This is a genomic window from Mycobacteroides franklinii, assembly GCF_002013895.1.
GTDB lineage: Bacteria > Actinomycetota > Actinomycetes > Mycobacteriales > Mycobacteriaceae > Mycobacterium > Mycobacterium franklinii.
The window spans coordinates 284,348-296,906 of record NZ_MAFQ01000010.1 but is presented as its reverse complement, the minus strand read 5'-3'; the positions used below and the strand labels follow the sequence as shown (position 1 = coordinate 296,906).

The following is a 12,559-nucleotide window of genomic DNA, read 5'->3' as shown; positions in this document are numbered from 1 at the left end:
CCTGAAGACATCCGAATCCCACACTGTGCCAGTCGATACCGATCAACGCGGCCTTACCGTTATGGGTGAGTAGAAACAGAATGATCGCCAGGAAGAAGCCGTGTGCGGCAGAGAAGACGAGGGTGGTGAAAAGGAACCCCTTGGCGAAGGAATCGCGCGAGCGGCTACGGTTCGGTCCCGGGACCTGGTATTGGAAATGCCCCCGACGTGGACTCCACCGTTTGTGAACGACGGTCCGAAGGGCGACGAACAGTGAGGCCACCACGGTCTCGAACCAGTAAACCGCGAGTGTGGTGCCGGCTGACCATCCTCCGACGAACCAGCCGGCCAGAGGAATGGCATTGACCACGATCATCGTGGCCAGATGAAGGATGCGATCGAGGGTCTCGGGTGCGTCCGAGGGTGGATCGGAATCCCGGGCGATCACCGCTAGCTCAGAATGTTCACGGCGCGGGCGAGTACCAATGCGACAGTGGAAAGCGCCACCATTGACTGCACGGTCATCAGCATCTTCGCCCATCGCGACAGCGGCATGGTGTCCGTTGGGGAGAAGGCGACGACGTTGGTAAAACTCACGTAGAGGTAGTCGGGGAACTTCGGACGCCAATCCGGCGGTGCGAGTTCGGGATTGGCCATCTGCGGAAACATGAAGTCCGGATGTGGTCTCTCCGTGGTGCGGCGCGCGAATGGACCGCCCCGGTCAAATTCCCAGTACCACATGCCGAACACGATCACGTTGGTGATGAAGATTGCCAGGCCGCTGCCCAGGAGCACACGCGGATTGTCGCCCATCTGCCCCGACACGATCTTGTAATCCAGCAGGGCTGCCGAGATGGTGTTGTCGACGGTGATGGCGGCGATCAGTAGATACGTCGCCCAGCGCCCGAGAGTCGTTGAACGCGTGAACTTTATCGGGTTGAGGACAACCAGGACCACCAGCAGCGCGGACTCCAGGACGGGCAGCGGCCAGCGCGGAGTGAGGTTGAACTGGGCCGGGATGGCCAACTGCAGGCAGATCGCCGCGACAAGAGCGACAAGAACCGGTATCCGGCTTTCCGGAGCGCCGGGACGCAGCCAGGACGGCAGGTGTTTCTCGGCGGCCAGTACGTCGTCGGACATCTCGTGGGCGAGTCGTTCAATACGGTGCCCGGCCGGGTGCCCGGCGGCCGATTCGGTTGGCGAAGACATGGGGATGTATTACACCCCGGAGCGAGCTTCTGCTCAGTGAATGAGCGAGCCTGTGAGCCAGGCAAGGCTGGCTACCGCAGAAGCGGAGAACAGTGCGGTCGACATCGATGCCACGACCATGAGCGTGACCAGGAAGACTGCCGTGCCGATTCCGAGAGCGAGCAGTTTGTAGGCGGGCGATGCCAGCGCGGCGACGTCCAGGGACCGCACCTGATCTGCTGCGCGCTCGAAGGTCGTCATGGAATACAGGATATGCCTAATGAGGAAGTTCGGTCAACCGAACACGCGGGTGCGGGTGCAGAAAAACGGACTAGCTGGTCTTCCTCATCCCACCCCGGTAATAGTCGATCAGCTCCGATTCCGATATCGACTCCGGCGCCTTCCGGCCCAGGAAGAAGACACTGCTGGCGCCGTCCAAACTGTGCCCTGGATCGAGGATGCGATCGATGTAGCTGAGCCAGAAGAACACCAGCGATGCCACTCGGCCAAGACGAACGGATCGCGTCAGGGCGCGTACGAAGTAGTCGATCGACCATCGCAGCGCGGTTCCGGCGCCCGCCACCGCTCCGGAGTCGATCCGTTCGAAGGAGCGGAACAAATATCGATGCCCGCTATCGGTGAAGCGGGTGAAGTCGTAGGGCCCCTCGTGTACCTGCTGCAGGAACGGGGTGTCGGCATAGACGATTCCGCCGCTGCGCAGCACCCGGTGGATTTCCTGGGCCACCTGCGGTGGCTCCACAACGTGTTCGAGCACGGCCTGCACGATGACGCCGTCCATCGACCCGTCGGCAAGCGGAATCGCGTGGCCATCGCCAACGAACTGCACCACCGGGCTGACGTAGACGTCGAAGGCGATCAGATCGATTGCCTCGTCGGCATACAACGCTTCCAGGCCGCCGCCCACGGTGCCACCGCCGATCACCAACACCCTGGGCCGGCGGCCATGCGCCGACTGGTCGGCGCGAAGGGCCTGCAGCATGCGGGCGACAGCGGTCGGCGCCACCGTGTTGTCGGGGTGTACGAGTCGCTGCGCCACCTGAAACAACCCCGCCCGTTTGAGTGCGGATGCTCCATCGACGGCCTGGAGTCGATCGGCGTTCAGAACGCTGCGGGTGAAGTCGACGAGCGCGGGCAGGCCGCCCACCACCGGGAAGGACGCCGTGTGGAGCTCGCACGCCGAACTGGCGCAGCGCCACACATTCTCCGCACTGTCTATCGACGCCCCGCAGCGCGGACAGATGAAGAGATTCTGGTTAACCATCGTCTCCAAAGAAAGCACGGCGCAACTATATGCGTGGAAGTCCGTCGCAGCGCGGCGATACAGTTGTCGGCATGCCATTAACCGGTGAATACGAACCCAGTGGACTCGATTGGTCGCAGAAGCAGGTGACCAAGATTATTGAGAGCGGGACCACCGATGGCATCACCATCGCTGATATGCCGGTGATCCTGCTGACCTCGCTGGGCGCCAAGTCCGGCAAGCTGCGCAAGATCGCCCTGATGCGGGTCGAGCACGATGGCGAGTACGCGATTGTCGCTTCACTGGGCGGTGCACCCAAGAATCCCGTGTGGTATTACAACGTCAAAGAGAACCCACTCGTGGAGCTGCAAGACGGCAGTACCACCAAGGACTACCAGGCGCGCGAGGTCTTCGGTGACGAGAAGGCGCCGTGGTGGGATCGTGCCGTCGAGGCCTACCCGCCGTATGCGGAGTACCAGACCAAGACCGACCGTCAGATCCCGGTTTTCGTGCTGACACCGGTCTCTTGAGCGCGCCCGAGGTGGTGACGGCCGCCGATATCGATGCCGCGGCCAAGCGCATCGACGAGGTGGTGCGCCCGACTCCCGTCCAGCATGCGGATCGGCTTTCGGCCCTCACCGGCGCCAACGTGTACCTCAAACGTGAAGATCTGCAATCGGTCCGGTCATACAAACTGCGTGGAGCCTTCAATCTGCTGATGCAGCTCAGCGATGAGGAAAAGGCTGCCGGCGTGGTGTGCTCCAGTGCCGGCAATCACGCCCAGGGCTTCGCGTTGGCGTGTAAGTCGATGGGCGTGCATGGCCGGGTATACATCCCGAGCAAGACGCCCAAACAGAAGCGGCAGCGAATCATCTACCACGGCAACGGCTTCGTGGAATTGATCGCCGTCGGGCACGGTTACGACGATGCTGCGGCCGCGGCCAAGGCTGACGCCGCACGTACCGGTGCCACTTTGGTGCCGGCCTTCGACGATGTGCGGACCATCGCGGGGCAGGGCACCATCGCCGCCGAGATCCTCGACCAATTGGACAGTCCGCCGGACGTGGTGGTGGTGCCGGTCGGCGGTGGTGGCTGCATCTCGGGAATCGTCACCTATCTGCGGGAGCGTGCCCCGCAGGTTCGCGTGGTGGGCGTGGAACCTGCCGGTGCCGCCTGCATGGCCGCGGCCATGCGCGCCGGTGGCCCGGTTCCGCTCGACCATGTGGATCCGTTCGTCGACGGCTGCGCCGTCCGGGTCGCCGGGGCTGCCCCGTATCGGCTGCTGGCCGCGGCGGGGGAGATGCTCGCGCTCACCACGGTTGATGAGGGCGCTGCCTGCACTGCGATGCTGGAGCTCTATCAGAACGAAGGGATCATCGCAGAACCCGCCGGTGCGCTGTCGGTAGCGGCGTTGGCCGACATGTCGATCGAGCCGGGATCCACCGTGGTATGCCTGATTTCCGGTGGCAACAACGATGTTTCGCGATACGGCGAGATCCTGGAACGCTCGTTGGTGCACTTGGGACTCAAGCACTACTTCCTGGTTGACTTCCCGCAGGAGCCGGGTGCGCTGCGGCGTTTCCTCGGCGAGATACTCGGCCCCAACGATGACATCACCCTGTTCGAGTACGTCAAGCGGAACAACCGTGAAATGGGCGCCGCGCTGGTGGGTATCGAACTCAGCAACCCCGACGATCTAGCGGGCCTGCTGGATCGGATGCAGGTCTCGGATCTGGATATCGAACGGCTGGAACCAGATTCGGCGGCCTTCCGCTATCTGACGTAACGGCGGCTAGCCGCTCTTGCGCAGCACCACAAGGGCGCGGTCCTGCACTCGCACCGGCTTGCCTGCATCGACCACAGCCGAGCATTGGCCGTCGGGCTCGGCGGTGTCGAGTACCGCGGTCCACTGGGTCGCGTGATCGCCGTCGGGTGTCACGAAATCCAAGGGTTCGTCGTAGGCGTTGAAGCACAACAGGAACGAGTCGCCGGACACCCGTTCGCCACGGGCGTTCGGCTCTGGAATCGCGTCACCGTTGAGAAATACGGCGAGACTCTTGCCGAACCCGCTATCCCAGTCGGCGGTGGTCATTTCCTCGCCGGCCGGGGTCAGCCACGCGATATCGCGTACTTCCTCGCCCTCACGGATCGGGCGCCCCGCGAAGAACCGACGGCGCCGAAACACGGGGTGTTGTTTGCGCAGCGCGATCACCGATCGCGCGAATTGAAGGAGATCGGCGTTGGTCGCGGCCAGTTCCCAATCCATCCAGGACAGCGGCGAATCCTGGCAGTAGACGTTGTTGTTGCCCTGTTGGGTCCGGCCGATCTCGTCGCCGTGGGACAGCATGGGAGTGCCCTGGCTCAGTACCAGGGTCGCGAAGATATTGCGCATCTGTCGGGCGCGCAGCGCGAGTATTCGCGGGTCATCGGTGGGCCCTTCCACACCGCAGTTCCACGAGCGGTTATAGGTTTCACCGTCCTTGTTGTTCTCGCCGTTGGCCTCATTGTGTTTGTCGTTGTAGGAGACCAGATCTCGCAAGGTAAAGCCATCGTGTGCGGTGACGAAGTTGATGCTCGCGCTGGGGCGGCGCCCGGTGGCCTCATACAGGTCGGAGGAGCCGGTAAGCCGGGAGGCGAACTCTCCGAGAGTGGCGGGCTGTCCGCGCCAATAATCGCGCACGGTGTCGCGGAACTTGCCGTTCCATTCGGTCCACAGTCCGGGGAAGTTGCCCACCTGATATCCGCCCTCGCCGATATCCCACGGCTCGGCGATCAGCTTGACCTGGCTGACGACCGGATCTTGCTGGACCAGATCGAAGAACGCCGAGAGGCGGTCGACATCATGCAGTTCACGGGCCAGGGTCGAGGCCAGATCAAAGCGGAATCCGTCGACGTGCATCTCGGTGACCCAGTAGCGCAGCGAATCCATGATGAGCTGCAAGGTATGCGGATTGCGGGCGTTGAGGCTGTTCCCGGTGCCGGTGTAGTCGGTGTACCGGGCGAGGTTGTCGTCGTTGAGCTTGTAGTAGGCGCGGTTGTCGATGCCGCGGAAACTGAGGGTCGGGCCGATGTGGTCGCCCTCGGCGGTGTGGTTGTAGACGACGTCGAGGATGACCTCGATACCGGCCTCGTGAAATGCGCGCACCATCGCCTTGAACTCGGCGACGGCGCCACCGGCATGCGGAGAAGACGCGTACCCCTCGTGCGGCGCCAGATACCCGAAGGTGTTGTACCCCCAGTAATTTCGCAGCCCTAAGGCGATCAACCGGCTGTCATGGAAGAACTGGTGCACGGGCATCAGTTCGATGGCGGTGACGCCAAGGGAACGCAGGTGGTCGATGACGGCTGGATGGGCCAGCCCCGCGTAGGTTCCTCTGAGCTCCTCGGGCACCCCGGGGTGCGCCTGCGTCATGCCCTTGACATGCGCCTCGTAGATGACGGTCTCGTGATACGGGGTGCGCGGACGGCGATCCGAGCCCCAGTCGAAGTACGGATTGATGACGACGGTGTTCATGGTGTGGCCCAGGGAGTCTCGCGCAACGAGCGCCTCGGTGTCCATGGGATCTATCTGATAGGACAGCAGTGGCGGCGCGGTGTCGGGGCTGTAGTCGAATTCGCCGTGGAAGGCTTTGCCGTACGGATCGAGCAGCAGCTTGTTCGGGTCGCAGCGATGCCCGTTGTCGGGATCCCACGGCCCATGTACCCGGAAGCCGTAACGCTGGCCGGGGGAGATGGTCGGCAAGTAGCAGTGCCAGACGTACCCGTCGACCTCCTCGAGGGGCACCCGGGTTTCGGTGCCATCCTTGGCGATCAGACACAGCTCGACGGACGTGGCCACCTCGGAGAACAACGAAAAGTTGGTACCGGCCCCGTCGTAGGTGGCGCCCAGCGGATATGGGTTACCCGGCCATACCTGAAGCGGTGGCAGGGTCATGGTGAAGACCCTATCGGGCGCAGGCCCAGATCGCGCGCCTCACTGGCCCGGTTGAACCGGGCGCCACCATCCGGTGGCCAGAGCGATCTGTCGCCCCAGCTCCCGGGTCATGGTGCGCATGTAGGTGGCCGAGATGTGGTGAGAATCGTGATACACCAACACGTTTCCTTCCACAACGCGGCATTTGTCGGGTCGGCAGACGGCGCGAGTCATATCGAGGATCTTCAACAGTGGGAACCGGTTCGCAATGGCCAGGGTGGGGTTCACATCGTCGAGCGCGCGGTTGCGATCCATGGCGCACGAATCGGCGTTTCCGCCCGCGGAGATGCAGTCGGCCGCGGTGTAGGTGGTGCCGTCCTTGTCGATGAGCCATGGGGTGTCGCGCATCCCGAGGACCGGGATACCGGCCTCATCGAATGCCGACCAGATTCCCATGTAGCTATCGGGCATCACGTCGCCGGTGCCAAGAGCCGAACGGGGGCGGGTGGTCGTGGTGAACACGTAATCGGGATGCTCCTGGATCAATCGCGACATCACCTCGTCGACCCATTTCTTACAGTCCGGGTACGGGTCATTGGACCCGGCGATACGGGGGACCTCTTCGGTGCTGAGCGGGCAGCCCATTTTCAGATACGTGGTGATCTTGAAGTTGTGCTGGCGCCCCAGGATGTCGAGTGCGGTGATCCAGTGCTCGGCATGTGAGCCGCCGGCCAGCGCGATGGTTCGGGTGGCGTGCGGGTTGCCGTACGTACAGGTGATTACCGCGCGGTTGCGGAAATCGCTGATGCAGTCCTGCTCGGTGGTGATGGGCAGATCGTCGGAGGCCTCGAGTGTGGTGGGCCGCATCGGCAGCTCCGGTACGCGGTCGCCGTACAGGAGTGCCCCCGCGCCTGGGTAGTCCCGCGGGCGCAGCCCTGAGAGTTCCTTGCCGTTGGAACGCTGCACCGTGACGTGCTCAAGCCAGGTGAATGAGGTCGCGGTGAGGGCCACGGCCATCAGCACGATCGCGGTGCCCAGCGCTAGCGTGGGGCGGCGTAAGCGGGTCCACAGGGACGAGGACTTCGGTGAGACCTTCGGGTACCGAAGGGGAGTCTCGACGTACTTATTGGTCAGATAGGCCAACGCCAGCGAGATGCCGAGGATCGCGGCGCCCTCCCAGAGGGAAACCTTGGGTTCGCCGCTGTACACCAACCAATAGACCAACAGAGGCCAGTGCCAGAGGTACAGCGAGTAGGCCAGCGCCCCCAGCTCGACCAGCGGGCGGGAGGCGAGGAACCGGTTGGCCGCCGGCTGTGAGGTCCCCTCCGGCAGGTTCGCCGCCGACAAAATGAGAACGAGGGTCGCGACGACGGGCACCAGGGCCAAGGGGCCGGGGAACTCGCGTACACCGTTGATGAGCGCGCCACAGGACAGGATCGTCGCGACGGCCACGACGGCCAGGAGCTGCCGCAGCCACATCGGCCAGCGCGTGCCGGCGACCAGTGCGCCCACCAGTACCCCGAGCAGTAACTCCCACGCCCGGGCAAAGGTGTTGTAGTAGGCGATCGACTGGAAGTCGAGATGGGCGTAGATCGCGTACCCGAAGGATGCCAGCGACAGGGCTGCGATCACGGTGATGAGGACGGTGCGCATGTGCCGGCCGAGCGGTCTGCGCAGCAGGACTGCTAGGAGATATACCAACGCCAGGAAGCCGACGTAGAACTGTCCCTGCACCGACATGGACCACAGATGCTGTAGCGGGCTCACCGACTCGCTGGCCGCCAGATAGTCGGCGGCGGTGTTGGCGAGCTCCCAGTTCTGGTAGTAGCCCAGGCTGGCCAGACTCTGTTCGGCAAACGTCTCCCAGCGGGTTTCCGGTTGCACCAGCACAGTGAGTACGGCGCAGGCCGCGAGTACCAGGATGAGTGCGGGCAGCAGCCGTCGGACTAGTCGTTTCAGGACCGGCACCGGGTTGAGCGACGCTCCCTGTGTAGTCGCTGTGCGTAGTAGCTTGCTGCCGTAAAAAAAGCCCGAAAGGGTTAAGAAGACGTCAACTCCACCCGACACCCGGCCGAACCACACGTGAAAGACGGCGACCAGAAAGATTGCGATACCGCGCAGGCCATCGAGGTCGTAGCGATAAAATGCCTTGTCGCCCTTGGTTTTTGGGGCGGCGTTCATCGCCGCGGCGGGTGGCACCTCGGGATCGGTCATTGGCTTAGTTGCTGAGACGAAGAACATTTTCGGCCCCCAATGTACCTATGGTTGCCGAGAGTCTTGGCAGATGCGCGCTAACGGCGTGTGCGCATGATCCGAATGGCCCCGATCGGAGGGTCTGTGACAGGCTCCCTGACTGTGCCGAAGTTGACACCGGAAGAGATCGGAGCTGTCGATGCCGCGCACTTGTGGCATCCGTACAGCGGGATCGGCGCCCCCGACACGGCCCAGAGACCGCTGGTGGTGACCGGTGCGGATGGCCCGAACATCACCGTCGTGCGCGACGGGCAAACGACCGATGTGCTCGACGGAATGAGTTCATGGTGGTCCTGCATCCACGGCCACGGTCACCCGGTACTGGACCGCGCCGTGACCGAGCAGGTGGCGTCGATGAGCCATGTCATGTTCGGGGGACTCACCCACGAACCCGCCGCCCGGCTGGCACAGCTGCTGGTGGAGGTGACGCCACCGGCGTTGCGGACGGTCTTCTTCTGTGACTCGGGATCGGTGTCGGTGGAAGTGGCGATCAAGATGGCGCTGCAGTATTGGCGCAGCCTCGGGCTGCCTGCCAAACATCGCCTGATGACCTGGCGCGGCGGCTACCACGGGGACACCTTCGCGCCGATGAGCGTCTGCGACCCCGAGGGTGGCATGCACTCGTTGTGGACCGACGTGTTGGTCCAGCAGATCTTCGCCGATCGGGTCCCCAGTGCGTACGACGACGAGTACATGCGGCGTTTCGAAGCCGAACTGACAGAACACGCCGCCGAGCTCGCGGCCGTCATCGTCGAACCCGTGGTCCAAGGCGCCGGAGGCATGCGATTCCACGACCCGCGTTACCTGGCTGAGTTGCGCGCCATCTGCGATCGCCATGGGGTGCTGCTCATCTTTGATGAGATCGCGACGGGATTCGGGCGCACCGGTGAGCTCTTCGCCGCCGATCACGTCGGGGTCAGCCCCGACATCATGTGTGTCGGCAAGGCCATTACGGGCGGTTATCTGACACTGGCTGCCACGTTGTGTACCGCCAAGATCGCGCAGACCATCAGCGACGGCCCGGCGGGCGCACTGATGCATGGTCCGACCTTCATGGCGAACCCGTTGGCATGCGCGGTGGCGGTCGCGTCCATCGAACTGCTGCTGTCCGGGGATTGGAAGTCCCGGGTCTCGCAGATATCGGCGGGTCTGAGTGAGGGCTTGGCGCCGGCCGCCGATCTGAAGGGTGTCGCCGATGTGCGGGTTCTCGGGGCGATCGGTGTCATCGACATGGATCAGCCCTTGGGTCCGCAGGGCATGCGGATCGCCACTGATACGGCACTCGATGAGGGCGTGTGGCTGCGTCCCTTCCGGACATTGATCTACACGATGCCGCCGTACATCTGCGATGACGAGGAAATCCGCCGAATCACCCATGCGATGGTGCGCGCCGCGGCGGCGGTAGGAGCCGCTTCGGCGGTGCGCTAACCTGAACACCGTTCAGGAGAGGAGGCACCGGTGACCGACGCATCATCACCGCTTGCCTGGTTGGGTGAGGTCGAGCGGCAACGGGAAGTTGCCGGACTCCGTCGTCGGCTGCGTACCCGCAGCGCTGCCGAGCCCGAGATCGACCTGGCATCCAACGACTACTTGGGCTTGTCCCGGCACCCGCAGGTCATCGAGGCCGGAGTCGAGGCCCTACGGATCTGGGGTGCCGGATCTACCGGCTCGCGCCTGGTCACCGGCAATACCGAGCTGCATGAAGAGCTGGAGCGCGAACTCGCGACCTTCATGGGCGCGCAATCGGCGCTGGTGTTCTCCTCGGGATATACCGCCAATCTCGGTGCGGTCGTGGCACTTTCCGGTCCCGGCACGCTCATAGTCTCCGACGCGCGGACCCACGCCTCGCTGATCGACGCGTGCCGCCTGTCACGGGCGCGCGTTGTCGTGACGCCGTACCGCGACACCCAGGCGGTGGCGGCGGCCCTGGCGCAACGCCCCGAAGAACGCGCCCTGGTGCTCACCGACGCGGTCTTCAGCGCCGACGGTGCGCTCGCACCACTGACCGAGCTACACGCGGTGTGTCGCAGCCACGGCGCGGTACTGCTGGTCGATGAGGCGCATGGGCTTGGTGTGCGTGGACCGGGTGGCCGGGGTCTGGTCTCCGAAGTCGGGCTCGCCGGCCTGGACGATCTTGTCGTCACCGTCACGCTCTCCAAGGCCCTGGGCAGCCAGGGCGGGGCCGTCTTGGGTTCCGAGGCAGTTCGTGCGCACCTGATTGACGCCGCGCGTCCGTTCATCTTCGACACCGGTCTCGCTCCCGCCGCGGCCGGATCGGCCTTGGCGGCGCTGTGCCTGCTGGCCGTCGAACCGGAACGAGTGCGTGCGGTCCTTGATCACGCGGCGGCGCTGGGGCAGTGGTGTGGTGTGGCGGAGAAACCGGAGTCGGCGGTGGTACCGGTGATCCTCGGGGATCCCACGGTCGCGTTCAACGCTGCCAAGGCATGCCTGGAGCAAGGTGTCAGGGTGGGCTGTTTCCGTCCGCCGTCAGTTCCCGAAGGGCAATCCCTGCTGCGTCTGACGGCCCGCGCCTCACTGACCGAGGCGGATCTGGATCGCGTGCGTGAGGTGCTCGCCGGAGTGTTGGCGCTGGCCCGCCAGTGACCATCCTCCTGGTCACTGGAACCTCGACCGGGGTGGGAAAGACGGTGGCGACGGCGGCCCTGGCCGCGGCGGCCGTCAGCCAGGGCATCGACGTGACGGTATGCAAGCCGGTGCAGACCGGTGACGACCGTGATGCTGATGAGGTAGCGCGGTTGTCCGGTGTGCGGCGGGTTCAGACACTGGTGCGTTATCCCGAACCGTTGGCACCGGTGGCGTCGGCGTCGCGGGCCGGTCTGGCGTTACTGGACCACGTGCAGATGGCCACGGCGATCTTCGCTCTCGATCGTCCCGGCGCATTGACGTTGGTTGAGGGCGCCGGTGGTCTCCTGGTGGAGCTGGCGGCCGCGGGTAAGACCCTGCGCGACCTCGCGATCGTGCTCGACGCGCCGGTTCTGGTGGTGACGACCGCCGACCTGGGCACCCTCAATCACACCGCCCTCACCTTGGAAGCCCTTGATGCGCAGTCGGTTCCGTGCGCGGGACTGGTGGTGGGAAGTTTTCCCGCAGAGCCCGATCTGGCGCAACGACTCAACCGTGAGGATTTGGCGGGTCAGTTCCAGACGTCGGTGCGTGCGGTGATTCCTGAGGGCGCCGCACGGCTGATGCCTGGGGTGTTCGCCGAGCTGAGCGTCGCGCTGTTCGACCCCCAGTGGATCGCCGAGCTGGTGTCCTAACCGATCGGGCTGGACTGGCGGGCCAGCTGGTCGATGCCGTCGACAAGTAGGCGCGTGCCGAAGCCGAATTGCGCCGTGGGATCGGTGAGCCCTGCGCCGTCCGCGAGGAACGACTGACCGTCTTGGAGAGCACCGGCGGAGTCCCACTGCAGCCGCGACTGTTCGTCGGCGACGTATCCGAGTACGTAATAGACGATGCTGCGGGCGGCCAACGCGGCGGGAACCGCGCCCAGACCCGCGGTGACGGCGGCCTCGGCCAGCCGATCGAGCACGGTGATCATGAGTGAGGTCTGGCCGGAGGCGAAGCTCGCCGACACCAGCTCCGCGCCGTCCTTGTGGGATAGCAGCGCGTCGCGAAGAGCCGAGCACAGAAAGTCGATGCGTTGTTGCCAGGGCACATCGCGACGGTCGGATTCGGCCAGCGGTGCCAGTACGTGATCGGCGACTGCGCCCAGCAGCTGCTGCTTATTCGCGAAATGCCAGTACAGAGCGCTCGGCGCGATATCGAGCTCGCGGGCCAGCCGGCGCATCGTGAGATCCGCGATCCCATAGTCGTCGAGAATCGCGGTGGCCCGGCGCACCAGGTCATGTCGGTTCAGCGCCCGACGCTCTTCACGCAGGCGGCTCATCGGTGGGACGGCACGCCCCTTGTTTGGCTCAGTGATGGCCATACTCTAACCTGAACAC

Annotated in this window: 12 protein-coding genes; 5 read left to right on the top strand and 7 right to left on the bottom strand. The window is 64.4% G+C overall.

Annotation, left to right across the window (positions count from 1 at the left end):
• The 4 genes from B4393_RS18900 to B4393_RS18885 all read right to left on the bottom strand — a co-directional run.
• Positions 1-427 (bottom strand): DUF6498-containing protein (locus B4393_RS18900; protein ID WP_236743190.1); only part of this gene is annotated, 427 nt, incomplete at its 3' end.
• 2 nt (positions 428-429) lie between these two features.
• Entirely contained in the window at positions 430-1,188 is a 759-nt protein-coding gene (locus B4393_RS18895; protein WP_078335374.1) for a hypothetical protein, read from the bottom strand.
• A 33-nt stretch (positions 1,189-1,221) separates the two neighbouring features.
• Complete coding sequence (locus B4393_RS18890; RefSeq protein WP_078335373.1) at positions 1,222-1,428, bottom strand: hypothetical protein; 207 nt, start codon at positions 1,426-1,428, stop codon at positions 1,222-1,224.
• A gap of 70 nt (positions 1,429-1,498) precedes the next feature.
• Entirely contained in the window at positions 1,499-2,467 is a 969-nt protein-coding gene (locus tag B4393_RS18885) for a class I SAM-dependent methyltransferase (RefSeq protein WP_157901295.1), read from the bottom strand.
• 53 nt (positions 2,468-2,520) lie between these two features.
• Between B4393_RS18885 and B4393_RS18880 the strand changes: the two genes are divergently transcribed.
• On the top strand, positions 2,521-2,958 hold the full coding sequence (locus tag B4393_RS18880) for a nitroreductase family deazaflavin-dependent oxidoreductase (protein WP_070939652.1): 438 nt from the start codon (positions 2,521-2,523) through the stop codon (positions 2,956-2,958).
• Between the two features lie 14 nt (positions 2,959-2,972).
• Complete coding sequence (gene ilvA, locus B4393_RS18875) at positions 2,973-4,214, top strand: threonine ammonia-lyase IlvA (protein ID WP_078335402.1); 1,242 nt, start codon at positions 2,973-2,975, stop codon at positions 4,212-4,214.
• 6 nt (positions 4,215-4,220) lie between these two features.
• Here ilvA and glgX read toward each other — a convergent pair whose 3' ends face one another.
• A complete protein-coding gene (gene glgX / locus B4393_RS18870) occupies positions 4,221-6,362 on the bottom strand; it encodes a glycogen debranching protein GlgX (RefSeq protein WP_078335371.1) in 2,142 nt (713 codons plus the stop codon).
• 39 nt (positions 6,363-6,401) lie between these two features.
• The gene (locus tag B4393_RS18865; protein ID WP_078335370.1) at positions 6,402-8,582 is read right to left on the bottom strand and encodes an acyltransferase family protein; all 2,181 of its coding nucleotides are present in this window, start codon (positions 8,580-8,582) and stop codon (positions 6,402-6,404) included.
• A gap of 123 nt (positions 8,583-8,705) precedes the next feature.
• Between B4393_RS18865 and B4393_RS18860 the strand changes: the two genes are divergently transcribed.
• Genes B4393_RS18860 through bioD form a run of 3 tightly spaced genes read left to right on the top strand, consistent with a single transcriptional unit; the run spans position 8,706 to position 11,872 of the window.
• Entirely contained in the window at positions 8,706-10,022 is a 1,317-nt protein-coding gene (locus B4393_RS18860) for an adenosylmethionine--8-amino-7-oxononanoate transaminase (protein WP_078335401.1), read from the top strand.
• Positions 10,023-10,052: 30 nt separating this feature from the next.
• Positions 10,053-11,198 carry an 8-amino-7-oxononanoate synthase gene (locus B4393_RS18855; RefSeq protein ID WP_078335369.1) on the top strand — a complete coding sequence of 382 codons (1,146 nt, stop codon included), beginning with the start codon at positions 10,053-10,055 and terminating at the stop codon, positions 11,196-11,198.
• A complete protein-coding gene (gene bioD, locus B4393_RS18850; protein WP_078335368.1) occupies positions 11,195-11,872 on the top strand; it encodes a dethiobiotin synthase in 678 nt (225 codons plus the stop codon). The genes B4393_RS18855 and bioD overlap by 4 nt, the downstream gene beginning before the upstream one ends.
• Here the strand turns inward: bioD and B4393_RS18845 are convergent.
• Positions 11,869-12,543: a TetR/AcrR family transcriptional regulator C-terminal domain-containing protein gene (locus B4393_RS18845; RefSeq protein ID WP_078335367.1), complete on the bottom strand. Its 675-nt coding sequence runs from the start codon at positions 12,541-12,543 to the stop codon at positions 11,869-11,871. The genes bioD and B4393_RS18845 overlap by 4 nt on opposite strands.
• Positions 12,544-12,559: the final 16 nt, after the last annotated feature.

Excerpts from the sequence above, each read along its gene's own strand:
- B4393_RS18895 (WP_078335374.1), bottom strand. The coding sequence starts at position 1,188 with ATGTCTTCGCCAACCGAATCGGCCGCCGGGCACCCGGCCGGGCACCGT.
- B4393_RS18890 (WP_078335373.1), bottom strand. The coding sequence starts at position 1,428 with ATGACGACCTTCGAGCGCGCAGCAGATCAGGTGCGGTCCCTGGACGTC.
- B4393_RS18880 (WP_070939652.1), top strand. The coding sequence starts at position 2,521 with ATGCCATTAACCGGTGAATACGAACCCAGTGGACTCGATTGGTCGCAG.
- glgX (WP_078335371.1), bottom strand. The coding sequence starts at position 6,362 with ATGACCCTGCCACCGCTTCAGGTATGGCCGGGTAACCCATATCCGCTG.
- B4393_RS18865 (WP_078335370.1), bottom strand. The coding sequence starts at position 8,582 with ATGTTCTTCGTCTCAGCAACTAAGCCAATGACCGATCCCGAGGTGCCA.
- B4393_RS18845 (WP_078335367.1), bottom strand. The coding sequence starts at position 12,543 with ATGGCCATCACTGAGCCAAACAAGGGGCGTGCCGTCCCACCGATGAGC.